This is a genomic window from Bacillus sp. AFS041924 (genome assembly GCF_002577195.1).
Taxonomy (GTDB): domain Bacteria; phylum Bacillota; class Bacilli; order Bacillales; family Bacillaceae_G; genus Gottfriedia.
In genome coordinates this window covers 1-24,826 of sequence record NZ_NULG01000005.1, presented here as the reverse complement: position 1 = coordinate 24,826, position 24,826 = coordinate 1, and the positions used below count along the sequence as shown (strand labels likewise).

Sequence of the window (24,826 nt, the reverse complement as noted above, 5' to 3'; positions counted from 1 at the left end):
TATAAAGTAAGCACTTTTTTATTTACTTAAAAGCTGACTTCGAATTTGGAAAGCAATTTCTGGAAAGTCAGTAATAATCGCTGTGCAATCGTCTTCGAATAACCGTTTCATAATCTCCGGCTCATTAATCGTATACGGTCTTACTGCTATTTGATTTTCCATCGTTTTTTTGATTTGATCATCAGAAATAATTCGATAATTTGGATGAACTGCTCTAGCTTTATAATCTTCAGCAAGTTTCCATGGCTCTTTGCTTCTTCTATTATATAGAACTGCTGTTTCAATATCCGGCGCCATTAAGTGAAATTTAAGCATACTTTTATGATTAAAAGAAGATAACGCAACTCTATTTTCATATTCATACGAACGGATTAAATTTATAACGCGTTCTTCAAGTCCATGGTAATCAATCTTATCATTTTTTAATTCAACATTGATACTGAAGTTGTTCCCTTGTGCCCATTCAAACACTTCTTTTAAAGTCGGAATCGTGCATCCTCTAAATTGGCGTTTAAAACGAAAGCTAGCATCAAATTTCTTTAACTCAGCTAAAGTATAGTCTTTTATGAAACCTTTTCCATTCGTTGTACGATTGATTGTTTCATCATGAATAACTACAATTTCACCATCTTTTGTTAAATGTACATCTAATTCGATTCCATCCGCCCCTAAATCCTCACACGCCATAAAAGAGACCATCGTATTTTCTGGATAATTTCCCGCTGCGCCTCTATGTCCAATTATATCGACCACTAAGATTCCCTCCTTGGAGAAAATATGTACTTTCTTCTTTTTCTTATTGTATACTAATTTTACGAAACTAAGGAGGATTATTATGCGACCACTACAAATTTCGCCCGAAACGGCTATATTACTTTCAAAAAAATTAAATGTTCCTTTAGAACAAATTATGCATATGCCACAGCATATATTAATGAAAAAATTGATGGAATTGGATTTGTCTAAAGGTGAAGAAACTTCCGAGGATCAAGAAACTAAATAAGAAATTACTCTCAAAAAGAAGGTAGCGATATTCTCCTTCTTTTTTTATGACTACTTAGTTGAATTATTTACATAAAAAATACATATATAAGTAATTTGAGTAAGATTATACAAATAATTAACAATTATAAGGTATTTTTAATTTAAACTTCCTTTCATATTAATAAGTTTTCAAGTAAAATGTAAAGTATTGTGTATATTTTATAAAGATAAGTATTTTTGGAGGTATTTTTAAATGTTACCTGAATGGTTAATTGGTTTTATTATGGGTATGGTTGAAGGTTTAACGGAATTTTTACCTGTATCTTCTACTGGACACATGATTCTAGTAGCTGATTTATTAAATTTTACTGGAGAAAAAGCTACATTTTTTGAAGTAATTGTTCAACTTGGTTCAATTTTAGCAGTTGTTGTGGTTTTCTGGAAACGACTTTGGTCAGTACTCGGAGTTAAATCGGACGGTTATAGACAAACTAACCTAAACTTGATTCATATCATTATCGGTGCGATTCCAGCTGGGATTGTCGGGCTAATATTCCATGATTTTATTAAAGATGTATTATTTTCACCGAAGACTGTTGTAATCGGATTGGTTGCTGGTGGTATTTTATTAATCGTCGCAGAAAAAGTTTCTAAACAGCCAAAATCATCTGATTTAGATCACATTTCTTATAAACAAGCATTTATTATTGGCTGCTTTCAAATGTTAGCTCTATGGCCAGGATTTTCTCGCTCAGGCTCTACAATTGCTGGGGGATTATTATTTGGTCTAGACCGTAAAACTTCTGCTGAATTCACGTTTATTTTAGCAGTACCAATGATGATCGCTGCAAGTGGATTAGATTTTATTAAAAATATTGATATTTTAAGTGCATCAGATTTACCGTTATTTGCAACAGGCTTCATTACAGCATTTGTAGTTGCCTTACTTGCGATCGTTTCGTTCTTAAAATTATTAGAAAAAGTAAAGCTAACTGGATTTGCCGTTTATCGCTTTATCGTTGCAATTGTATTTACAATCGTATTTATATTCTAATTCAAACGACCACTATTAATATAAAAGATAGGACAAGCATTCATGGCAGATCCTATCTTTTTTAAATGGAAAAAGGCCATTCGTACAAAGTATACGAATAGCCTTTATTTATATATGTTAGTTATTTAATATTAAAAATTGTTGTCTATTGGCGAAAGCCCTACCTCTCTTTCGCAATCTCGGCTCCAGGGCCGTTCCATTAGGCAGCTTGTTTCACAACAATCTTCACTAACAGACACTACTACTAATTTTAAAATAAGGTTGAAATAGCTGACGCGTCATGGAATACGCCCAATTTTCTTCCAAATTTTTGTAGTAATAATATCGTATTTCAATGTTTCAGTGGCGCAGTCTATATTATAGCACACTATATTTTGTTGTGCAAACTAATTTTTATAATGACTTGTTAAAACCAAATAAAGGAGAGTTTCTCAAAGTTTAATCGTACATGTGGAAAGTTGAGATTGAGTAATATGAGAGTGAGGGAATCACAAAAGGAAATTTAGCAAAATGTCTTAATCAAATCAGACAAAAAATTATTATAAACTGCAAATTTTCTACAGACATGTCAATTAAAAACACCAAATGGAAAACAATGCCTTGATCCCCCTTTCATCTGCAGCAGACAAACTTTTTCGAGTTTTATCAAAAAAAGATTAAAAAAATATAATGCTTAACTTCTTAGCCATACTATTTATGATTATAAGGATTCTAAAATTCTGATTTTTACAATTTAAAAAAGGGCAACCATTTGTCAGTTAACCTGAGTCATGAGTTGCCCCTTTTAAATATAATTGCAATTGCGAAAAAATACCGAAGATCTCATAAGAAGTTATTCGCTTAGAGTAATGTCTGTGGAATCACTGTTAGAAGCTTATCGGAATTGAATTTTTCTTAGTTAATAAAAATGAATTAAGATGCTTTATGCTCTAAACGTAATTTATCAGCAACCATTGCAATAAATTCTGAATTTGTTGGTTTTGCTTTTGACATTGAAATTGTGTAACCGAATAATGTAGAAATACTATCGATATTTCCACGGCTCCATGCTACTTCAATTGCATGTCGAATTGCACGTTCAACTCGGCTAGCTGTTGTATTAAACTTTTTAGCAATATCTGGATACAATACTTTTGTAATTGAACCTAAAAGTTCAATATCGTTGTAAACCATCGAAATTGCTTCACGTAAGTACATATAACCTTTAATATGTGCAGGTACCCCAATCTCATGAATGATACTTGTGATACTAGCATCTAAGTTACGTGGCTTGCTTTCGTAATTTGATACAAGTGAAGGTGAATTACGTTTAGTAATCGCACTACCTTTACCAACAACTTGACGGATATTACTGATTAAATGTTCCATATCAAATGGCTTTAATATAAAATATGATGCTCCTAAATCAACAGCTTTTTTAGTTACATCCTCTTGACCAAATGCAGTTAGCATAATAACGTTTGGAATTTTTTCAACTAAGCCAGCACGCAAACGATCTAATACCGCTAATCCATCTAAATGGGGCATAATAATATCTAATACTAGTACATCTGGCTTTTTATCCTTCACTAGAGGTAAGCAATCTTGTCCATTAAACGCAACACCAACCACTTCCATATCTGTTTGTGCGTTAATGTAGTTTTCTAACATGATAACAAGTTCTTTATTATCATCAACTAATAATACTTTAATCTTCTCCACGCCCGTTCCTCCCTACATCCTCTATAGTGAATTACATTACTTATTACCGATAATTTCGACAATAAAAATTTATTTCCTGTTTTTATTATAAATTCTGAATATTTTTATTAATATAGATAGTTTTCTTCAATTTCTTCTAGCATTCGACGTTTGGTATAAAAACTACTATGTATTGAGTCGAATTATACATATAATTCATTATATAAAAAATGAAATAGTATGTAAATTTATAATTTTTAATAAAAATTTACATTTCTGTAACAAAAACTGTCATATCAATCATCCTCTACCTTATTTTTTTTTTAAGACATTCGATGTTGCTAATTCTATATTACCATTTTTTTCCTTAATTAACTTGTTTTCAATAAAAAATACACCTACAAATTAAATTTAATAGGTGTATTTTTTCTTTAAGATGCCTTTTTATTTTGATAGTCGTAAATTGGTACTTTAGCCTCATCGAGCATCCACTCAATATGGACCCCATATCCACTAGTCGAATCATTTACAAAAACATGTGTAACTGCTCCGATTAATTTTCCATTTTGAATAATTGGCGAACCGCTCATTCCTTGTACAATTCCACCAGTTTCTTTGAGTAACCGTTTGTCAGTAACCTTTAAGATAATCCCCTTAGTAGATGGAAATTTTTGTTGGATACTGCTTACGATCTCTATGTCAAATGCTTCTACTTTATTATCATGTATAACTGTAAGTATTTTAGCAGGACCTTTTTTTACTTCGTTCGATAATGCAATTGGTAAAGGTTGAGACATAACCCCATTGTCTATTTTATTGTTAACCTTACCAAAAATACCAAATGGACTATTTGTAGTAATATTTCCAATCGTACCGCGATCTAGAGCAAAATGTGCTATTTTTTCACCTGGTGACCCATCCGCACCTTTTTCAATTGCTGTTACTGTTGAATAAACTATATGTCCATCTTCAACCTCTATAGCCTTTCTTGTATCGCTATCCGAAATGACATGTCCTAATGCACCATATTTTAATGAATTAGGTTCAATGAATGTCATTGTACCTATACCTGACGCTGAATCTCTAATATATAATCCAATTCGATAGCTATTGTGACCTTTGTCCCGAATAGGCTGTAACATTTTTGTATAATATTTTCCTTCACGTTTTACGGTGATTTTAATAGGCTTTCCATACTTCCCTGCTTTTTGAATAAATGGTAAAACATCCGACATTTTTTCGATTTGTTTACCATTCATTTTTATAATCATGTCCCCAACCTTTATACCGGCAATTTCACCTGGAGACTTTTGTCCTGAACTTGTATTTACTAAATGATGCCCAACGACTAAGACACCTACTGAGTTAAGCTTTACTCCTATTGATTGTCCCCCTGGTATTATTCTTAAATTGTTTAATACTTTTACATCTACCTTTTTACTTGGTAATTCACTCATACCAAGTGCAACATTAACGATTTCATTTTGTTGATCTTTATTTTTTATGGTAGATGAAAACACATTAGTTTGATTTATATTAAACACGCCAATACCAACTATAAATACAAGGAGAAGAATTTTTATTATTCGTTGAACATTTACATTTTTCACAAGCGAATCACTCTCCTTAGTGCCAGATTTCTTTTTTCGTGGCTATGTATTTAATGTTAGCTTTGTAAAAGCAAAATATAATTGTAAAAATATGATAGATACTTTAACGTATAATGTTGTATTAGTATGTTTCATTTAGCAATATCCAATTACTAATTTATCAATAATTCCCATAAAAAAAAGAGAATATTTAATGAATAGAAAATACTTCTATCATTAAACATTCTCTTTATGTTCATTGAGATTGATATTTTGTGGAAGCTGCCTGGTCAATCAATTCTTTAGCGTGTTGAATGGTAACATCTGTAATTTCAACTCCAGCGATCATTCTTGCAATTTCATTAATTTTTTGATCATTTTTTAATGGAGTAACTGAAGTTTTAGTACGGTTCCCAGCAATTGTTTTCGCAATAAATAAGTGCGTATCTGCCATTGAAGCAACTTGAGGTAAATGTGTAATACAAAGTACTTGGGAATTGATTGATACTTTATGTATTTTTTCCGCGATTGCTTGAGCTACTCTTCCACTTACCCCTGTATCAACTTCATCAAAAATAATGGACGTAATCCCTTGATGCTTTGTGAATATGCTCTTTAATGCTAGGAACATCCTAGAAAGTTCTCCACCAGAAGCAACCTTCGATAAAGGTTTTAAAGGCTCACCTGGGTTTGTCGAAATATAAAATTCTACAAAGTCAAATCCATCCTTTTTAAACTTCACATGTTTTTCATCCAAAATAGGATCAGATTGTTGACCTTCTTCAACCTCAAACATAATCTCAAAGGTTGTTTTGTCCATATAGAGTTCTTTTAATTCTTTATGTATATCAGCTGTCAATTTAATAGCTAGTTCTTTTCTTTTCTCTGAAAGAGACTTACCAGCTTCAACTAATTTAATTGATACATTATCTAATTCTTTTTGTAACTTCTCTATATGCTTATCTTTATGTTGAATCGTATCCAACTCTTGTTCAATATCTTCTGCGTATTTTAAAATATCCGTAACACTATGTCCATATTTCTTTTTTAACATTGAAATTTCACTTAAGCGAGTTTCAATTTCGTTTAACCGATTTGGATCATATTCCATTTGTTCAATTGAATCACGTAATCGATACGATATATCTTCTAATAAGTAAAAACTACTACTGATTCCCTCGTGCATTTCTTTAATATCATTATCAATATTTGTTACTGACTCTAAAGAATACATACTTGCTCGAATCGAGTCTAAGCCTGATCCATCTTGTGATAAACTTTGATAAGCCTCAACTAATGATTTATAAATACGTTCAAAATTAGAAATTTTGTTTCTTTCTTCCATTAGCTGATCGTCTTCATTTTCTTGTAAGTTTGCATTTTGAATTTCTGTTAATTGAAATTGAATTAAATCCAATCTATGTGCCATTTGTTGCTCATTTTCAGTTAATTGCTTTAACTGTTTTTTTAAGCCTGTATAGTTATTAAAAATATTTTGATATTCAGTATTTAAAGGAATAAGTGCTTTTTCATCATATTGTTGTAGCATCGGTAGATGATGCTCTTGGTCCATTAAATCTTGACTCTCATGTTGTCCATGAATATCAACCAAGAGGCCACCAATTTCCTTAAGAATAGAAGTTGTCACTAATTTACCATTGATACGGCATACGCTTTTTCCAGATGAAGTAATATCTCTTTTTAAAATAATCATTTCATCCTCAATGTCAAAACCTAATTCTCTGCATCTAGAGTAAATTAAGTGATTCTCATTTTCGATATGAAATAAGCCTTCAATTTCTGCTTTTTCAGTATCATATCTTACGAATTCTGCAGATCCACGACCACCAAGTAATAGACCGATGGCGTCAATAATAATTGACTTCCCCGCTCCTGTTTCACCACTTAGTACAGTTAAACCTTTTTCAAATGAAATGGCTACTTCCTCAATGATTGCAAAATTTTTAATGATAATTTCAGATAACAATGAGTTTCTCTCCTCTTTTTAAAACCATTCTCCTATTGAAGCATGTCAATAAATTTTTCTTTTAGATCTTCAGCATCTTCTGGCGTTCGACAAATTATTAAAATCGTGTCATCACCACAGATTGTCCCCATAATTTCTGACCATTCTAAATGATCAATTAGAGCACCAACCGCATTTGCATTACCTGGTAATGTTTTCATTACAATTAAATGACTTGAACTATCAATTTTAATAAACGAGTCAATTAAAAGTCTTTTTAATTTTTGTAATGGATTAAAACGTTGATCTGCAGGTAAGCTATATTTATATCGCCCATCTGGTAACGGTACTTTAACTAAATGTAATTCTTTTATATCACGAGAAATAGTTGCTTGAGTTACTTTAAAACCTAAATCTCGTAATGATTGAACTAATTCGTCTTGTGTTTCGACTTCATTTTTTGCGATAATTTCTCTTATTTTTATATGACGCTGACCTTTATTCATAATACACCTCTTTGCAAATTCCGACAAATATCTTACTTATGTAAGATTATCTTATCTAATCTACTGGTTATTGTATATATTTTTTTAAACGTTTTCATAAAATGCATTTTTGTATGTCAATTTATCTTAAGATTTTCTGACTGAATTTAATACCAATTTTATTATTTTCTTAATTTAATGGCTCTGCTAAAAATGAATGTTGATTTTCCATTCCNNAGTCTCGAATTTAACTAGAATCAACAATTAATATTTAACAGAGCCAATTTAATAAAAGGAGAAAAAGGAAACCGATTTGGTTTCCTTTTATTATTTTACCTTCTTTAATTCACTATGTGCTTCATTTACAATTTCCATTGGTGATCGATTCAATTCGCTATTTCCAATTTCCTTTGAACCTTCCCAATGAAGATGAATTAGAAATTCAATATTACCATCTCCACCAGTTATAGGAGAAAAAGTTAGAGCTTTTACATCATATCCTTGGCGAAGTGAAAAATCGATCATCATGTCGATTACTTGTTCATGCACCTTTGGATCTCGTACAATACCCTTTTTTCCTACTTGTTCTCTACCAGCTTCAAATTGCGGTTTAATTAATGCAACGACATCACTTGAAGGTACTAATAATGTTTTTAGAACCGGTAAAATTAAACGTAACGAAATAAATGATACGTCGATTGAAGCGAATTGAGGTAAGCCCTCAATTAAATCTTCTGGTTTAACATATCGGAAGTTTGTTCGTTCCATTACGATTACTCGTTCATCTTGTCTTAATTTCCATGCAAGTTGATTGTAACCCACATCAAGTGCATATGATTTCTTTGCACCATTTTGAAGCGCACAATCTGTAAATCCACCTGTAGAAGAGCCAATATCGATCATAATTTTATCTTCTACTGTTAAATCAAATGTGTTTAACGCCTTTTCTAATTTGAAGCCACCACGACTTACGTATGGCATAACTTCACCTTTAATTTGTAATGGTAGTTCAATATCAATTTTTTCTCCAGGCTTATCTAATCTTTGTTCGTTTGTATAGACTAGCCCTGCCATTACCGCTCGTTTAGCTTTTTCGCGCGTCTCAATTAAACCACGATCTACTAAAAGTACGTCTACTCGTTCCTTTTTAGCCATTTATATGTCATCCTCTTATTTATTACAAACCATTTCACGGATTTTCTTAACCGATTCATCTTTTGTTAAATGAATTTCATCCAGTAGTTTATCTACATCACCGTGTTCAACAAATAAATCCGGAATACCAATCCGTTCTACACGGACATTTTGAAATTTATTTGAACTTGCAAATTCTAAAACAGCACTTCCAAATCCACCTTGTAGGACTGCTTCTTCAATGGTTAAAATTGGTTTTCCATCTTTAAAAATATCACTCAACATTGCAGTATCCATAGGCTTTATAAATCTAGCGTTTACTACTTTAACAGAAATATTTTCCTTTTCTAACTCTTTTGCTGCATCAAGTGCCATCTTAATTGTTGTACCGAAAGTTAAGATGACTGCATCAGAGCCTTCTTTTAGTACTTCCCATGAACCAATTGGAATTTCTTGTAATTGTTCATCCATAGGTACACCAATTCCATTCCCCCTAGGGAAACGAAGCGCGATAGGACCATCATCGTATTTAATTGCCGTATTTACCATATGTTGGCCTTCATTCTCGTCTTTAGGCATCATTAAAACTAAGTTTGGTATATGACGCAAGAATGCAATATCAAAAACACCTTGATGTGTCTCGCCGTCAGCACCAACTAATCCTGCACGGTCAATTCCGATAAATACATTTAGATTTTGTCTACAAATATCATGTAGCACTTGATCGTATGCTCTTTGAAGGAATGTTGAATAAATAGCTAAAAATGGCTTCATCCCTTGCGTTGCTAAACCAGCAGCTACTGTCGCTGCATGCTGTTCTGCAATACCGACATCAAAAATACGATCCGGTAACTTGGCTTGGAAATTTTCCAGTTTTGAACCTACTGGCATTGCAGGAGTAAGCGCTACAATACGCTCATCATTTAAAGCTAATTTTAAAACTGTATCACTAACAAGTTTACTCCACGCTGGTGGTGCTTTATCTGGCTTAATTAACTTTCCGGATTCAACTTTATAAGGACCCGTGCCGTGCCAAGTTCCTACATCATCACTTTCAGCTGGCTTATACCCTTTTCCTTTTTTCGTTAAAACATGTACTAATACTGGACCTTTAGTTTTCTTTGCATATTCAAGAGATTCAAATAAATCTTCAAAATTATGTCCATCAACTGGTCCAAAATAAGTGAAGCCCATTTCCTCGAAAAACATTCCTTGTGTAACTAAATATTTAAGACTATCTTTTAATTTTTTTGATGTACTTGATAGTTTATCGCCGATTCCAGGAATTTTTTTGATTACACCTTCTAGTTCACCTTTTGCCCAACGATATTTCCCAGTAGTTCTCAGTCTTCCTAAAATGCTATGCAGAGCACCTACGTTCGGGGCAATAGACATTTCATTATCATTCAAAATTACGATGACATCTTTTTGCTCATGTCCGATATGATTCATTGCTTCTAGAGCCATACCACCAGTTAGTGCTCCATCTCCGATAATAGGAACAATGTACTCTCCAGTTTTCTTAATATCTCTAGCAATAGCCATTCCCATCGCTGCAGATAATGAAGTTGAGCTATGGCCTGTTTCCCATACATCATGTTCACTTTCATTACGTTTTGGAAAACCACATAACCCTTTAAATTGTCTTAGAGTAGTAAATTCTTTTGCGCGACCAGTTAAAATTTTATGTACATACGATTGATGCCCTACATCCCATAAAAATTTGTCTTTAGGCGAATTAAAGACTTTATGTAATGCGATTGTTAATTCAACGACCCCTAAATTTGGCGCAATATGCCCACCAGTCTCAGAAAGTTGTTGGATAAGAAATTTACGAATCTCTTCACTTAATATTTCTAATTCACCGTTCGTTTTATTTTTTAAAAAACTCGGATTTTCAATTGTCGTAAGATCCATATCGGATCACTCACCTTCCTAGATGTTAAATCTATTTAAATAATTCATTATTATGTAATTTTATCTATAAAATGATTTTACCATACTTGTAGTTAAACGCTAGTTTCTAGAAATGACTAACTCTTAACACCATGTATCATAATACCATTTTTATTAAAATCTGTTTAATGTTTTTTATCTTTATAGATTAAAATTATCGATATTTTCCACAAAATGAAAAGAAAGCCGCTAGCACATATGTGTTAACGGCCTACATTTCTGTATATTTTATTAACAACATTAACACGGCCATAAAGTAGTTACATTATACATAAATGTATTAATCTATTCAATGGACAACGATTTAATTATATAATCAAAGTTTAAAAACTGCGAGTTTCAACAAAATCACAAATTGAGATTAGATAATCATCTTTAAGGCCACATGCTCGAACATGTTGCTTTGCTTCTGTAATAAATGAATGAAGTTTTTCTTTTGCACCTTCTACTGTATATAACTTAACATAAGTAGTTTTATCATTTTCAATATCACTACCTACTGGCTTACCAAGTACTTCTTCATCACCTATTACATCCAAGATATCATCTTGTATCTGGAAAGCAATTCCAAGTTTATAAGCGAATTGTGTTAAATGAGATAATTGCTCAGCAGTTGCTTTTGATATAATTGCTCCTGCGATTACTGGGTACATTAACATTTTACCAGTTTTTCTTTCATGGATATACTGTAATTCTTCTCCAGTAAGCTGTTTACTTTCACCTTCCATATCAGCAACCTGACCTGCAACCATACCTTCAGGACCAGCAGCAATAGCTAATTCACTAATTAATTGAAGCTTTACTTGATCAGACACATTAAACTCATTCATTTCAGTAATTAATTTAAATGCGTATGTCAATAGACCGTCACCTGCTAATACAGCAAGAGCTTCACCAAATACTTTATGGTTTGTCGGTTTTCCTCTTCGGAAATCATCATCATCCATACATGGTAAATCGTCATGAATTAATGAATACGTATGAATCATTTCCAAAGCACAGGCAGGTTTAACCCCGAGTAATGGATCATTACCAAATGCATCTAAAGTCGCAAAGAGTAATAGAGGTCTAATTCTCTTTCCTCCACCCTGCAATGAATAAGACATAGATTCTTTTAATCGTTCTGGGGCCTTTAAATGTTCGATTGATTTAATCATTTCTTCATTTATTAGTCTACTGGAATACTCCATAAAATCTTTAAAAGTGTTCATATTATTCCTCCTCAACAGTAAAAGGAGTTTGTTCACCCTGTTCATTTAGTATAGAAGTCATTTGTTTTTCAACTTTTGTAAGCTTCTCTTGACAAACTTGAGATAGTTTTATACCTTCTTGAAAATATTCGATTGCTTTTTCAAGCGGTACATCTCCCTGCTCTAATTTTTGAACAATCGTTTCAATTTCTTTTATTGCTTCTTCAAAAGATAGTTCATTTTGTGGCAACTAATTCACTCTCCTTTTACTTCAAGTACTTCACAATCTAATTTCCCATCAGTCATTTGTAATTGGAATCGCTCTCCACTTTTCGCTTGTTTAACCGATTTCATTAATTCATTATCATTTTTATAAGCTAGTGAATAACCCCTCGCCATAACTTTTAACGGACTAAGTGCATCTAGTGTATGAATTACTTTTTCCATTTCAAATTTCTTCTGAGTAATTAAGCGATTAAACTCATTTTGTAAAGACATATGTAATTGCAAATGCTTTTGTTTTTCAAGCTGAATTCTATTACTCGGATGGTGTATAAGTAAAGACGAATTAAGCTCTTTGTGTTTATTTATTTTAGACTTTACGATTTCATTTATTGTAGTATGTAAACGCTCATTTATGCGATCAAACTGCTCTTGCTTTGGATGAAATAATGAATTTGGGTACCTAAAAACATAAGCATCTTGAACTGCCTTTAATTGTGCTTGTTTTCGTTCAATAATTGTATCCATTGCTTTATAAAGCCTTGACTTACGAACAGTAAATTGCTCGAGTATTTCTCTTTGGCTTAATGAAACTAATTCTGCTGCAGCTGTAGGCGTAGGAGCACGCAAATCAGCTACATAATCTGCAATCGTTGTATCAGTCTCATGACCAACTGCTGAAATAATTGGGATTTTAGATTCAAAGATTGCTCTTGCAACTTTTTCATCATTAAAGGCCCATAGCTCTTCAATTGATCCTCCACCACGACCAACTATTAAAACATCAATTTCATTCATTTTATTAGCAGTCTCAATTGATTTTACAACAGATGCAGGTGCTCCATCTCCTTGAACAAGAGTAGGAAATACTACTATTTTTCCAATTGGATATCTTCTTTGAATTGTCGTGATAATATCTCGAACCGCTGCACCAGTCGGTGAAGTAACAACCCCGATTACACTAGGAAAAGAAGGAATCTTTTTCTTAAATTTCTGATCAAAGAGTCCTTCTTCTAATAGTTTTTTCTTTAATTGTTCATAAGCTACAAAGAGACCGCCAACCCCATCGGGTTGCATGTCTCTTATGTAGATTTGATAGCTACCAGACCCAGGATATACATTTATTTCACCTTGAACAATAACCTGCATACCATCAGTTGGTTGAAATGCTATATTAGCATTATAGGATTGAAACATGACCGCCGCAATTCTAGCACCATCATCTTTTAAAGTAAAATAATAATGGCCGCTAGATGAATGACGTTTAAAGTTTGAGATTTCTCCACGGAGAAGTATATTTTGCAAATTACGATCCGCTTGAAACTTTGCTTTTAAATATTTTGTTAATGCGGTAACAGTAACTGGTAGCTTTTCCGTCATGCCTACCCCTTCTTTCATTCTTGCAAAGCAATATGATTAAAGTTTAACACTCAAATTTAATTTACGATCAATTTGAGAAGCCGCTTTTAACGTATTATGAAGTAGCATTGTAATTGTCATAGGTCCTACTCCACCTGGAACAGGAGTAATATATCCAGCAATATCCTTTACATCTTCAAAATTTACGTCTCCACATAATTTGCCATTTTCGTCTCTATTCATGCCGACGTCAATAACAATTGCTCCCTCTTTAACATAGTCAGCTGTAATTAATTTTGCAACACCTATTGCAACAATTAAAATATCAGCCTGCTTTGTAATATTTTTTAGATCAGTTGTACGTGAATGTGTATAAGTAACCGTTGCATTTTCGTTTAAGAATAATTGTCCAACTGGCTTACCTACGATATTACTACGTCCAATAACAACTACATGTTTACCACTAATCGGAATATTTGTATTTTCTATTAATTTTAATATACCAAAAGGAGTACAAGGTAGTAATGAATCTTGATTAGTCATCATTCTTCCAATATTAATTGGATGAAATCCATCAACATCTTTTAATGGAGAAATTGTTTCAATTACTTTCTTTTCAGAGATATGAGCTGGTAATGGCAGTTGAACTAAAATACCATGAATTGACTGATCATCGTTTAATTTGTCTACAACCGATAATAATTCATCTTCAGTAACTGTCTCAGGTAACTCAATTACTTCAGAATACATACCTAATTCATTACATGCTTTATGCTTCGAATTGACATAAGTTCTTGAAGCAGAATTATTTCCAACTAAAACTACCGCTAAACCAGGTGTAACACCTTGATTTTTCAATTCAGAAACACCATTTTTTAATTCCTCACGAATAGATACTGAAATTTCTTTACCATTAATTAATGTTGCTACCATTTTAGTTTCCCCCTATGCATATAAACAATTTATCTATTTAGAATTTTGATAATACCGCATTGATAAATTTACTAGAATCATCGTCACCGTAAACTTTTGCAATTTCAATCGCTTCATTGATTGCTACACTTTTAGGTACATCATCTAGGTAATTTATTTCTACTACAGCGATTCTAAGGATATTGCGATCAACGTTACCTAAACGATCAATCGTCCAGCTTTCGATATTTGAAGCTAATAGTTCGTCAATCACCAATTTATGATCAACAAAATTTGTTATAATTGCATCTAAAAATGCATCTTGTTTTTCTTCAGCTTCTTCTAATACATGCTCTAATGCATCTGAAGCATTTGCCTCACTTAAATCCATTTGGAATAATGTTTGCAATGCAAGTTCCCTTGCTTTTCTACGTTTCATCAAAATAATAAACTCCTTTAAGCTAAATTCATCATTCGTTGCATAGGTACTAACGAATTCTAATTTTGTATAGTAACACGTTATTTTACCATTTTTTTTAACAAGTTCCAACGACTGTCTGTATTAACTCCAATTTTTATTATTATAAACGTTTCTAAGCAAACTCAATACTTTAAACTGTTTTCTACATTTTAACTTAAAACCGAATAAAATAACAGTCTAATGTTTGTGTTTTTTAAATTTTTTTTCCTGTTTTTCACTCCAAAATAATATTTATACACCAAAACACGAACATTAAAAGAGTTCAGTTAATAAATTACTCGATAAAGGGAATCGGAAAAGATTTTAAATAACAAATATTCTTTTATATTTCTTCCTACTTATAATACTTTTACTGCCCCCGAAGCCATTCGTCTTCAAGAATGCTAAATAGATAAGTATCTCTCCAACCATCTCTTAACAATAAATCTTCTCGCATTCTTCCTTCTAACGTTAGTCCACACTTTTCAAGTACTCTTTGTGATGCAATATTCCTAACATCACACGTCGCATATAACCGATGAAGCTTAAAATTTTTAAATCCAAATGAAATGATTTCTTTTCCAACTTCACTAGCGAATCCCATACCCCAATATTTTGGGTGGACAATATAACCTACTTCACCTATTTTGTTTTTTTCATCTCGAATATTAAACTCAATCGATCCTATTAATTCATTTGATTCCTTTTCGATTATTGCGAATACAAATCTCGTTCTATTTATTTGTTTACTGTCTACTAATATACCTTGAACAAATTCCTTCGTATCACTTTCTGTATTTGGTCCCCATGGCTGAAATTGACATACAACTAGTTGTGATGCGTATTGATGTATTTGCTCCCAATCGTTTTCGACCAACTCGCGTAAAATTGTTCTATTCGTGCTCAAATTTGAGATCATAAATGTCACCTATCTCTATTTTATTTAACGATTAAATTTTATCATATTTCAGAATATTTAATAAAACCACGTAACTATTTTATCCAACAAAAAAAAGAGCCCCTATCTAATAGAGACTCTCTTTACATATTAAAGTTCAATTGGAGCTTCTTGCTCAGGCTTTGAATCGAATTGAACTCCTACTACATGAACATTTACTTCAGATAACTCAAGACCTGTCATCGTTAATAAAGCTTGACGAATATTGTCTTGTACATTACCTGCTACAGTTGGGATTGACTTACCAAATTTAACTAGAATGTATACATCGATTGTAATTCGATCTTCTGATAAATCAACTCGGACACCCTTACCATGGTATTTCTTACCAATAATTTCAGAAATACCAGAAGCTAGGTTTCCACGCATGCTTGAAACACCTTCAACTTCAGCAGCTGCAATACCAGCAATAACTTCGATTACCTCAGGTGCGATTTCTACTCGACCTAATGTCGCAGTACCCATTTCTAAAATTTGATTTTCATTCATACAGATCCCTCCACTTTATCCTTTAACAAGCGCATGCTCCTCAAGGAATTTAGTATTATACTTCCCTTTTATGAAGATTTCATTTTGCAATAAATTTAAATGGAATGGAATTGTAGTGTAAATTCCTTCTACTACAAATTCTTCAAGTGCTCTTATCATTATAGCAATTGCTTCTTCTCTTGTCTTGCCATGCACGATAACTTTCGCAATCATTGAATCATAATATGGCGGAATTGTGTACCCGCTATATACAGCAGAATCAACACGAACATTTGGACCACCTGGTGGTAAATATGAAACGATTTTACCAGGAGACGGCATAAAGTTCTTATCTGGATTTTCAGCATTAATACGACATTCAATTGACCATCCTTTTAAAGATACGTCAGCTTGCGTAATTTTTAATGGATGACCTTTTGCAATTAATAATTGTTGTTTAATTAGATCAATACCAGAAATATATTCTGTTACTGGATGCTCAACTTGAATACGAGTGTTCATCTCCATAAAGAAGAAGTTTTTAGTATGTGGCTCATAAATGAACTCAACAGTACCTGCACCCCAATAATTTACTGCTTCAGCTGCACGAACAGCTGCTTGACCCATTTTTGAACGCGTCTCTTCGTCTAATACTGGAGACGGTGCTTCTTCAACTAATTTTTGAAGACGTCGTTGAATTGTACAATCACGTTCTCCAAGATGAATTGTATTACCATGTTCATCAGCTAAAACTTGAATCTCAACATGTCTAAAATCAGTTATATATCTTTCTAGATATACACCAGGATTTCCAAACGCAGTTTGAGCTTCTTGTTGGGTAATTTGGATACCTTTTACTAATTCATTTTCATCTTTTGCTACACGAATTCCTTTACCGCCGCCACCAGCTGTAGCTTTGATAATAACTGGATATCCAATTTCTGCAGCAATTCTTTTACCATCTTCAACACTTTCAATAATACCTTGTGAACCAGGTACAACAGGTACCCCTGCTTCTTTCATTGTTTCACGAGCAACGTCCTTAGTACCCATTTTTGAAATGGATTCAGCTGTTGGTCCAATGAATTTCACATTACATTCAGTACATAATTCTGCAAAACTAGCATTTTCAGATAAGAAACCATAACCAGGATGGATTCCATCACAACCTGTTAGTTTTGCAATACTAATGATATTCGTCATATTTAAATAACTATCTTTTGATAATTTAGGACCTACACAATAAGCTTCATCAGCCATTTGAACATGTAATGCTTCTTTATCTCCTTCAGAGTAAATAGCAACTGTTTCAATATTTAATTCTTTACATGCTCGAATAATACGAATGGCGATTTCTCCTCGATTCGCAATTAAAACCTTTTTCATTTCTTCACCTTCTCTAGAAAAGTACTTTTAATTTTGTAGATACTTAAGCCTTTACCAAGAATAATGGTTGACCGTATTCTACTAATTGACCATTTTTAGCAAGTACTTCAACGATTTCGCCTTCAATTTCAGCTTCAATTTCATTAAATAACTTCATCGCTTCAACGATACAAACGATTGAATCGTTTTTAATACGATCGCCAATTGATACGTATTCTTTTGCATCAGGAGATGGAGATGCGTAGAAAGTACCTACCATCGGTGATGTAATCTTATGTAAATTACTTGTATCTTCTTTTTCTACTACAGGTGCAGCAGTTTCTGCAGCAACTGGTCTTTCTAATGTCGCAACTGGAGCAGCCGCAACTACAGGAGCTACCTCTTGGTGAACAACTGGAGCAGATGTTACAACAGTTGTTTGGCCACCTTTTTTAATTTTAACGATAGCACCGTTATCCTCAAATTCGAATTCATTTATTGTTGATTGATCGATTAACTTAATTAATTCTCTAATTTCATGAATTTTCATTCTGTTCACCCCTTAAGACATATAGACTAATCTTATAACCTAATACTAAACTTTTCAACAAATTATTTCACCCATTTATTTTTAGCCATTTTACATGGAATATTTATAATAATATTCCTTACCAAAAATAATTCGATATAAACTATTATAGCAAGAGAGAATAGAAAAGGAAAAGTAGGAAAGGATTAGAGGCGATTAAACGGGAGAAAATTACTAAATCATTGGGACAGAAAGGGTAAAATATAAAAAGCGCAGTTATGACAAAAACGAAAACGGTTAACTACTTTAATATGATAAGGTGGTATCTAACTGGCGTTCCACACTTGAAGCTGACTTTATCAGCCCTTTTTCAAGATTTTTAGCAGAATTCTATCTTTTTTTGTACGATTTAAAATAGAACAGAGCAATATTGCAAGATTTCTATTTGAAGGTATCTACTATTGTCCAATTTATCGGTCATAATACCCTAACTGGTATAGGTATTTTTTGATCTTATTTGCGATTGGTCAAATTTTATTTGCAGGTTTGATAATTTTATTTGCGTTTCTCAAAATTTAATTGCATTTGCCCATTTTATTTGCGATTTTCGTTTTTTATTTGCAGCACACTGTTTATTTGCACCTTCTCCTCTTTTATTTACAGTGATTCCCACCTTACTTGCGATCCACTCAAACTTATTTACGGTTTTCACTGAACCATTTCATCTTTTATTTGCACAGTTCCACTCCATATTGCGATTCTCTCAAACTTATTTTCAGCTTTCACTTTTTTGAACCATTTTCTCTTTTAATTTCACAGTTCCCCTCCTTTTTCGCGATTTCTAATCCCTTCCAACTTAATAATCAAATAAAAAAAGGAGCCCCAATCGGGACACCTCTCATCAAATTAATTATTTAACTTGGAATTTTACGACTACAAGTTTTTCCCCTAAAATACTTCTTGTCATTTGGATGATATCATTTGCAGCTTTTCTACTTGGTTTTGATGATGTTACATCTACTTTTACTTCGTCTTTATCAGAACGTACTAATGCATCTTTATAGCCAGCTTCTTTAATCATTGTTTCTACATCAGATTCTAATGCAGTTAATTTTTGAAGTTCATTCATACTCGTTAATGCTTCACTTTTCTCTTGTGCTGATGCAGTTGCTGAATCAACAGTAGCTTTATATTCGTCAATCATTTGACTTCTTTGATCTTCTTGTTCCATACGTTGTTTTAAGAATACTTCACTAAATGAGCTTTCTTGAGAAGTAGTTTCTTTATCATTTTGTTTAGTAGAATCTGTTTTGTTTGTATCCTTAGGAGTTGAATCTAATGAATTTGTATCAGTGCTATTATTCATGTTCATAAAACTTGTCGTTTTCAAATTATCTGGTGTAGTTACATAATAAACTGATAATACAACAACTAAACTTAACATTGTTAATAACCAAATTGTTTGTTTTTTCATTTAATCTTTACCTTCTTCCTCTTATTTTTTTGGTTGTACAGAGACACGATAGCTTGGCACATCAAGTAATCGTGTAACAGCTTCTCTAATCATTTGTTTTACTTCTAAATTGTCTGCACCTTTAGCAACAATCAGTACTCCTCTAATTCTTGGCATTTCTGTCTCTACAACTATAGGTTCTTGTTTATCTCCGTTATCAATAACGACTATGTTATCTTCACTGGATTGGTCATCAATATTTCGTTTTCCACCTTGTTTATCTGTTTCCTCAGTTTCCTGAGTTCGATTCGTTTTATTTGTTTGATAAATTTTCTTTCCACTGCCTTCAAGATTCACTTCTACTTTTACTTTACTTACACCGGCCATATTATTTAATGTGTCTGTTAGCTGTTGTTCATATTTTCTCTCATATTCTTCTATTATGTTTGACGATGATTTTCCACCACCACTTCCAGGAGTTTCAGTAGTTTGGTCATCATTTTTTGGTTTTCCACTCGCTTCTTTCGAAATAGGTGAAAGCATTGAATTCGTATTTTGATTTGAATGAGCAAACAAACTACTTGCAATCATCCAACAAATCCCAAGTCCCAGTAGAGCTAGTACATATTTTCTCGTTAGTTTAAATGGACTTTGCCCTTTGTCAGAAGAGGTTTTTTCATCGCCATTTCCTTTTAGAAAGTCAGCTAATTTTATTGGTGGAATTTTTTTCTTCATTTGTCATCACTCCCCTCCTTCCATTTTGACTTCGATTTGCTTGTCCTCAAGCTCCCATTTATTTGCTAAAAAAGTTTGCAACTCTTGTTGTTTAATTTTTTCATCTTCTGTCTGTACCGGTTGATCAGTATTAATTGAAACTTCCTGAACAGGTTCAACATTGCTCGTCTCATCTTTTTTTGGACCTACGTAAACGATTACTTTAGACAGATCTTGAGAAGTTTTTACGGTATTAACACCATCTTTTACTTCTAAGTCCACATTTGTAATTTCCTGTTCAAATTCTTTTGTAAAGCTTTTTTCAACGTCCTTTTTCATTTGGACAGCCATTTGTTTTAATATATATGCACGTTCTGCTTCTTGTATTTCATTTTTCTTATTATTTATTTCATTTTTTATTTCGCCACTTGCTTCATATGTTGTAGACTGGTACCCAGCTAGCACTTCTTTTATATTTACTCTGAATAATTGAAAAATTGGTTGGAGCATCATGACAATTAATAATAGACTCGCAACAAATCGTACATACTTTGCTAAGCCGGTATTTGGAATTAACATCATAATAATTGTTGCGACTAATATATAGACGATAATATTTGAAACCCATTGTATAAAGAATTCCATTTTTCCACCTACCTAAACATGACGACAATATTTCCTGCCGCTATTATTAATGTCATACTTAAGAAAAACATTAATGAAACGATCGATAAGCAAACAAATAAATAAGTTACACTTTTTCCGATTGTATCAATCGTACTAATGATATTTTTACTTCCAACTGGTTGTAAAATTGCCGCTGAGAATTTATATATTAAAGCTAAAACTAGTATTTTAATTGCTGGAAATACAATAATGGCTAATAACGTAACAAGCCCCACAATTCCAACCGTATTTTTTAATAATAATGACGCGCTTATTACAGTATCTGTAACGTCTGCAAATACTTTACCAACAACAGGTATAAAATTACTTGTTACAAACTTGGCTGTTTTTATGGCTACTCCGTCCGTTACTGCTGTTGTCATACCTTGTACACTTAATACCCCTAAAAAAATAGTTAAAAAGATGCCTAATACACCAACAGCAACATTTCTTATTAAAGATGCTAATTTCGTTACGTTTAACTCATCATTAATGATGCTAACTATACTTAAGATCGTCGATACTAGAATAAGAGGTAAGACAAAATACGTTACTAGTAATCCACTTGTATGCATCAAAAAAATTAAAATAGGATGAAAGAAGCCTACGGATATTACACCACCAGAAGTTGCAATTAAAGCTAATAAAATTGGTAATAATGCTCGTAAAAAGTCAATCATTACTGTAATTGCATCTTGCGTAGCCATTGTCGCAACATAGAAACTATTTAATGCAAAAACTACTAACACAAGAAAAACTACATTATCTGCAATTTTACTGATCGTACTTTTCTCAAATGCATTTTGTAATGATTGGAGTAGCGAACTAAAAATAACTAACATAATTAAGATTCCTAATATTTTTCCATTACTTAATAGCTCAAAAAATATATATTTACCAAATGCAATAAACCATTCTTGTAGCGAAAATTTCTTTTCTCCCTTAATAAATTGGATAAAGTCGCCCTTTTGACTTTCTGGTAAAAAGCCACCATATTTATGAACAACTTCATCCCAATATTGTTGCACATCATCGATTCCGAGTTTTTGTATTTGTTCATTTACGATTTCAGCAGGTGGAGGAGCAGCTTGTACAATTTTTGGAACTAAAAAAAAGAGAGTAAAGAAAAGAAGAAAAACTTTCATCTTTTTTGTCATAATGTCCTCCTTTCCTTACATTTAAGAAACTTTTGGTAGAAAGCTTAATATTGTTTCAATTAATGCTGTTAAAATAGGAATAGCAAGAACTAAAATGAGTACTTTGCCCCCTAATTCAATTTTAGAAGCAATAGCCCCCTGGCCCGCATCCTTTGTAATCTGAACACCAAATTCAGCTATGTATGCGATCCCAATTATTTTTAATAAAGTTTCAACATACACATTTTTAATATTCGCTTGATTTGCTAACTTTTGAATTTCATCTAGCAAAAACTGCACCTTATCTAGTAAGAATAAAAATAATACACAGCTGATAAAGACCGTTATTGCTAAGGTAAAATTATTCATTTTAAATTGATTTAATAAAAGGATGATAAATGTGGCGGCTAACCCAATACCGACTATTTGGATGATTTCCATTAAACTCTCACTCCTAATCTAATGAAATAGAAATACATCCCTAACTTTATTAAATAGATCACCAGCTTTTGTGATCACTTGAAGAAATACGATGATAAATGCAGTAATAATTGTCCAAGTAGCAAACTCTTCCTGTCCTGCTTTTTTTAAGACAGCATGGATAATCGCAGCAATTACTCCAATCCCAGCTATTTGAAACATTAATGCATAATTTGTAATCATTTAAACCCCTCCTACAAGAGTAATATAACGATTAATATCCCGGTTAAAACTCCTAGCATTTTCGACATTCGTTCATAACTGGACTGAGAATCTAGTGCTTCTTGCTCTTCTCTCTCTAAATGCTTTAAAGCCAAAATGATTTGTTTCTGTTGCGAATATTTATCATGCATACCAATCGTCTCACCAAACTGTAATAACACTTGAATATCAGGCTCTTTTATCGAAACCGTTTTCGCGTAATTCTTTATTGAATTTTCCCAAGCTTCTTTCGCTGAAAATGCACTTGTTTCAAGTTGATTTGCAAAATCCTGTAAACATCGATTGATTGGCCCTTTCAATTGACTAGAAATTCTTCTAAATGCTTCCTGCAGAGGTAATTGACTATACATAACCTCTGCTTCAAGAGATTGGAGAGCTAACTTCCAACCCCTTAGTTCCTTTGTCCGTTCTGATAATCTACTTGCAAAATAAAACCCAAGCCAACTTGTTGAAAAAATGATAATAAGTGCTCCAATCCATTTCATTTAAAGCACCGCCTTCGTATGAAATAAACTAGTGCAATTCTTATTTTTTATATCTGTAACAGTTCCAGGTGAGGGGTAGTTTGAAATTTCAATAAACCGGTCAAATGTCCCATTATGAAACAACGGCTGTAAAGATGGGCGTTTTCTTACTTCCTCTAACGAATAGCCATGTACCGTTACGATTAATTGAACACCGGCAAAGATTGCTTCTAAAATGGCATCTACATCTTCCTTTTTACCAATTTCATCTACAAGAATGACATGAGGACTCATAGACCTAACAAGCATCATCATCCCTTCAGCCTTTGGACATGCATCTAACACATCGATTCTTTCACCAAATGTATATTGAGGAACCCCTTTAACTGAACCCGCTATTTCAGATCGTTCATCTACAATCCCAACCTTCGCAGGTCTTATTCCTCTTACAGCATCACCTTGACTTACAACTCTTGCAAAATCCCTAAGTAATGTTGTTTTCCCTGCTTGAGGTGGGCCAATCAACATTGTATTTTTCCATCTTCCTTCATAAACATACTTAACAAACGGACTAGCTATTCCTACTTTTTCTTTAGCGATCCGAAAATTATAAGAACTAATATCCCGAATCATTTTAACCATTCCGTTTTCAGTTACAACACGACCAGCTAATCCGACTCGATGTCCACCTTTAATTGTGATATAACCTTTTTTCAATTCTTCTTCAATCGTATAAATTGAAAACTGACTTAGCTTACCAAGTATTTGCCCGCCTTCTTCTTCTGTTAAAATATAAGGTAAAAAATTGGACTGATTATTAGAAATTACCTCAACTGGGCGGCCGACCCTTAATCTTAACTCCTCTACTTGATGCAGGTCTCCATATGAACGCTGTAACTTTTCTTTTATTAAAGTAGGTAATACGTTGAAAACCTCTTCCATAGAAGGTCACATCCTATCATTTAAAAACTGCCAACAATATTAAAAACACTCCACAAACTACTAAAACTAATCGAATAGGGTCCAACTTAGATGCGACACCTATAATTCCAATTGCCATTGTAGAAATGAGAATAATTGGCCCTACAGTCGCCAGCACACTATTTACAGCCAAAGCTTTCTTAATGTCGTTTAAATACAAAATTGTAAAAGCAGCAATCAATTCTACACTTCCACCAAAAACTCTGAGCATCCCCATACTGAGAACAGCCCGATCCATTGAGTCAAGCCAATCCTTCATAGCTACACACCTTTTTTAAGTCTTTTTTATTACTAATATGCTGAACATGTCCATTTCAGAAGACAAACATTAGTCACATAGCATAAAAAAAGAGAGAAGTTTAATAACTTCTCTCTTCAATGTGTAGACAAAGTCCCAAA

General features: G+C 32.9%; 28 protein-coding genes. 2 read left to right on the top strand and 26 right to left on the bottom strand.

Features of this window, described 5'->3' with window-relative positions; genetic code table 11:
- Window positions 1-18: 18 nt before the first annotated feature.
- A complete protein-coding gene (locus COC46_RS01680; protein WP_255294784.1) occupies window positions 19-753 on the bottom strand; it encodes a glycerophosphodiester phosphodiesterase in 735 nt (244 codons plus the stop codon).
- A gap of 82 nt (window positions 754-835) precedes the next feature.
- On the opposite strand from COC46_RS01680, the gene COC46_RS01675 reads away from it, so the two are divergent.
- Complete coding sequence (locus COC46_RS01675) at window positions 836-1,003, top strand: YycC family protein (RefSeq protein WP_098808042.1); 168 nt, start codon at window positions 836-838, stop codon at window positions 1,001-1,003.
- 234 nt (window positions 1,004-1,237) lie between these two features.
- Window positions 1,238-2,038 (top strand): undecaprenyl-diphosphate phosphatase, encoded by an 801-nt coding sequence (gene bacA / locus COC46_RS01670; protein WP_098808041.1) that lies wholly within the window; start codon window positions 1,238-1,240, stop codon window positions 2,036-2,038.
- Between the two features lie 912 nt (window positions 2,039-2,950).
- Here bacA and spo0A read toward each other — a convergent pair.
- The 25 genes from spo0A to COC46_RS01550 all read right to left on the bottom strand — a co-directional run bounded on the left by spo0A (window position 2,951) and on the right by COC46_RS01550 (window position 24,686).
- Window positions 2,951-3,739, bottom strand: coding sequence for a sporulation transcription factor Spo0A (gene spo0A, locus COC46_RS01665; protein WP_098808040.1), 789 nt, complete (start codon window positions 3,737-3,739; stop codon window positions 2,951-2,953).
- A gap of 410 nt (window positions 3,740-4,149) precedes the next feature.
- Window positions 4,150-5,328 (bottom strand): SpoIVB peptidase, encoded by a 1,179-nt coding sequence (spoIVB, locus tag COC46_RS01660; RefSeq protein WP_098808039.1) that lies wholly within the window; start codon window positions 5,326-5,328, stop codon window positions 4,150-4,152.
- A 235-nt stretch (window positions 5,329-5,563) separates the two neighbouring features.
- Window positions 5,564-7,294, bottom strand: coding sequence for a DNA repair protein RecN (recN, locus tag COC46_RS01655; protein WP_098808038.1), 1,731 nt, complete (start codon window positions 7,292-7,294; stop codon window positions 5,564-5,566).
- A gap of 32 nt (window positions 7,295-7,326) precedes the next feature.
- Entirely contained in the window at window positions 7,327-7,779 is a 453-nt protein-coding gene (gene ahrC, locus COC46_RS01650; protein WP_098808037.1) for a transcriptional regulator AhrC/ArgR, read from the bottom strand.
- A 306-nt stretch (window positions 7,780-8,085) separates the two neighbouring features.
- Window positions 8,086-8,913, bottom strand: coding sequence for a TlyA family RNA methyltransferase (locus COC46_RS01645; RefSeq protein WP_098808036.1), 828 nt, complete (start codon window positions 8,911-8,913; stop codon window positions 8,086-8,088).
- Between the two features lie 15 nt (window positions 8,914-8,928).
- Complete coding sequence (gene dxs, locus COC46_RS01640) at window positions 8,929-10,809, bottom strand: 1-deoxy-D-xylulose-5-phosphate synthase (protein WP_098808035.1); 1,881 nt, start codon at window positions 10,807-10,809, stop codon at window positions 8,929-8,931.
- A gap of 362 nt (window positions 10,810-11,171) precedes the next feature.
- Window positions 11,172-12,059, bottom strand: coding sequence for a polyprenyl synthetase family protein (locus tag COC46_RS01635; protein WP_098808034.1), 888 nt, complete (start codon window positions 12,057-12,059; stop codon window positions 11,172-11,174).
- Between the two features lies 1 nt (window position 12,060).
- Window positions 12,061-12,288: an exodeoxyribonuclease VII small subunit gene (locus tag COC46_RS01630; protein WP_098808033.1), complete on the bottom strand. Its 228-nt coding sequence runs from the start codon at window positions 12,286-12,288 to the stop codon at window positions 12,061-12,063.
- A gap of 5 nt (window positions 12,289-12,293) precedes the next feature.
- Window positions 12,294-13,640: an exodeoxyribonuclease VII large subunit gene (xseA, locus tag COC46_RS01625; protein ID WP_098808032.1), complete on the bottom strand. Its 1,347-nt coding sequence runs from the start codon at window positions 13,638-13,640 to the stop codon at window positions 12,294-12,296.
- A gap of 36 nt (window positions 13,641-13,676) precedes the next feature.
- Window positions 13,677-14,552 (bottom strand): bifunctional methylenetetrahydrofolate dehydrogenase/methenyltetrahydrofolate cyclohydrolase FolD, encoded by an 876-nt coding sequence (folD, locus tag COC46_RS01620; protein ID WP_098808031.1) that lies wholly within the window; start codon window positions 14,550-14,552, stop codon window positions 13,677-13,679.
- 37 nt (window positions 14,553-14,589) lie between these two features.
- Window positions 14,590-14,970: a transcription antitermination factor NusB gene (nusB, locus tag COC46_RS01615; protein WP_098808065.1), complete on the bottom strand. Its 381-nt coding sequence runs from the start codon at window positions 14,968-14,970 to the stop codon at window positions 14,590-14,592.
- Window positions 14,971-15,361: 391 nt separating this feature from the next.
- Window positions 15,362-15,910: a GNAT family N-acetyltransferase gene (locus COC46_RS01610; RefSeq protein WP_098808030.1), complete on the bottom strand. Its 549-nt coding sequence runs from the start codon at window positions 15,908-15,910 to the stop codon at window positions 15,362-15,364.
- 129 nt (window positions 15,911-16,039) lie between these two features.
- Window positions 16,040-16,438 (bottom strand): Asp23/Gls24 family envelope stress response protein, encoded by a 399-nt coding sequence (locus COC46_RS01605; protein ID WP_098808029.1) that lies wholly within the window; start codon window positions 16,436-16,438, stop codon window positions 16,040-16,042.
- A 15-nt stretch (window positions 16,439-16,453) separates the two neighbouring features.
- Window positions 16,454-17,803: an acetyl-CoA carboxylase biotin carboxylase subunit gene (gene accC / locus COC46_RS01600; protein WP_098808028.1), complete on the bottom strand. Its 1,350-nt coding sequence runs from the start codon at window positions 17,801-17,803 to the stop codon at window positions 16,454-16,456.
- 43 nt (window positions 17,804-17,846) lie between these two features.
- Entirely contained in the window at window positions 17,847-18,332 is a 486-nt protein-coding gene (gene accB / locus COC46_RS01595; protein ID WP_098808027.1) for an acetyl-CoA carboxylase biotin carboxyl carrier protein, read from the bottom strand.
- Window positions 18,333-18,879: 547 nt separating this feature from the next.
- Window positions 18,880-19,023, bottom strand: coding sequence for a hypothetical protein (locus COC46_RS22050; protein WP_176545024.1), 144 nt, complete (start codon window positions 19,021-19,023; stop codon window positions 18,880-18,882).
- Window positions 19,024-19,221: 198 nt separating this feature from the next.
- The gene (locus tag COC46_RS01590; protein WP_098808026.1) at window positions 19,222-19,785 is read right to left on the bottom strand and encodes a SpoIIIAH-like family protein; all 564 of its coding nucleotides are present in this window, start codon (window positions 19,783-19,785) and stop codon (window positions 19,222-19,224) included.
- A gap of 21 nt (window positions 19,786-19,806) precedes the next feature.
- Complete coding sequence (gene spoIIIAG / locus COC46_RS01585) at window positions 19,807-20,499, bottom strand: stage III sporulation protein AG (RefSeq protein WP_098808025.1); 693 nt, start codon at window positions 20,497-20,499, stop codon at window positions 19,807-19,809.
- 6 nt (window positions 20,500-20,505) lie between these two features.
- Entirely contained in the window at window positions 20,506-21,123 is a 618-nt protein-coding gene (spoIIIAF, locus tag COC46_RS01580) for a stage III sporulation protein AF (protein WP_098808024.1), read from the bottom strand.
- Window positions 21,124-21,131: 8 nt separating this feature from the next.
- Window positions 21,132-22,301 carry a stage III sporulation protein AE gene (gene spoIIIAE, locus COC46_RS01575; protein WP_098808023.1) on the bottom strand — a complete coding sequence of 390 codons (1,170 nt, stop codon included), beginning with the start codon at window positions 22,299-22,301 and terminating at the stop codon, window positions 21,132-21,134.
- A 21-nt stretch (window positions 22,302-22,322) separates the two neighbouring features.
- Entirely contained in the window at window positions 22,323-22,721 is a 399-nt protein-coding gene (spoIIIAD, locus tag COC46_RS01570; protein ID WP_176545023.1) for a stage III sporulation protein AD, read from the bottom strand.
- Window positions 22,722-22,739: 18 nt separating this feature from the next.
- Complete coding sequence (gene spoIIIAC, locus COC46_RS01565) at window positions 22,740-22,943, bottom strand: stage III sporulation protein AC (RefSeq protein ID WP_088072847.1); 204 nt, start codon at window positions 22,941-22,943, stop codon at window positions 22,740-22,742.
- An 11-nt stretch (window positions 22,944-22,954) separates the two neighbouring features.
- On the bottom strand, window positions 22,955-23,467 hold the full coding sequence (gene spoIIIAB / locus COC46_RS01560; RefSeq protein ID WP_098808022.1) for a stage III sporulation protein SpoIIIAB: 513 nt from the start codon (window positions 23,465-23,467) through the stop codon (window positions 22,955-22,957).
- Window positions 23,468-24,388, bottom strand: a complete 921-nt coding sequence (gene spoIIIAA, locus COC46_RS01555) for a stage III sporulation protein AA (protein WP_098808021.1) — start codon at window positions 24,386-24,388, stop codon at window positions 23,468-23,470. It abuts the gene before it with no gap.
- 16 nt (window positions 24,389-24,404) lie between these two features.
- The gene (locus COC46_RS01550; RefSeq protein WP_098808020.1) at window positions 24,405-24,686 is read right to left on the bottom strand and encodes a YqhV family protein; all 282 of its coding nucleotides are present in this window, start codon (window positions 24,684-24,686) and stop codon (window positions 24,405-24,407) included.
- Window positions 24,687-24,826 lie beyond the last annotated feature (140 nt).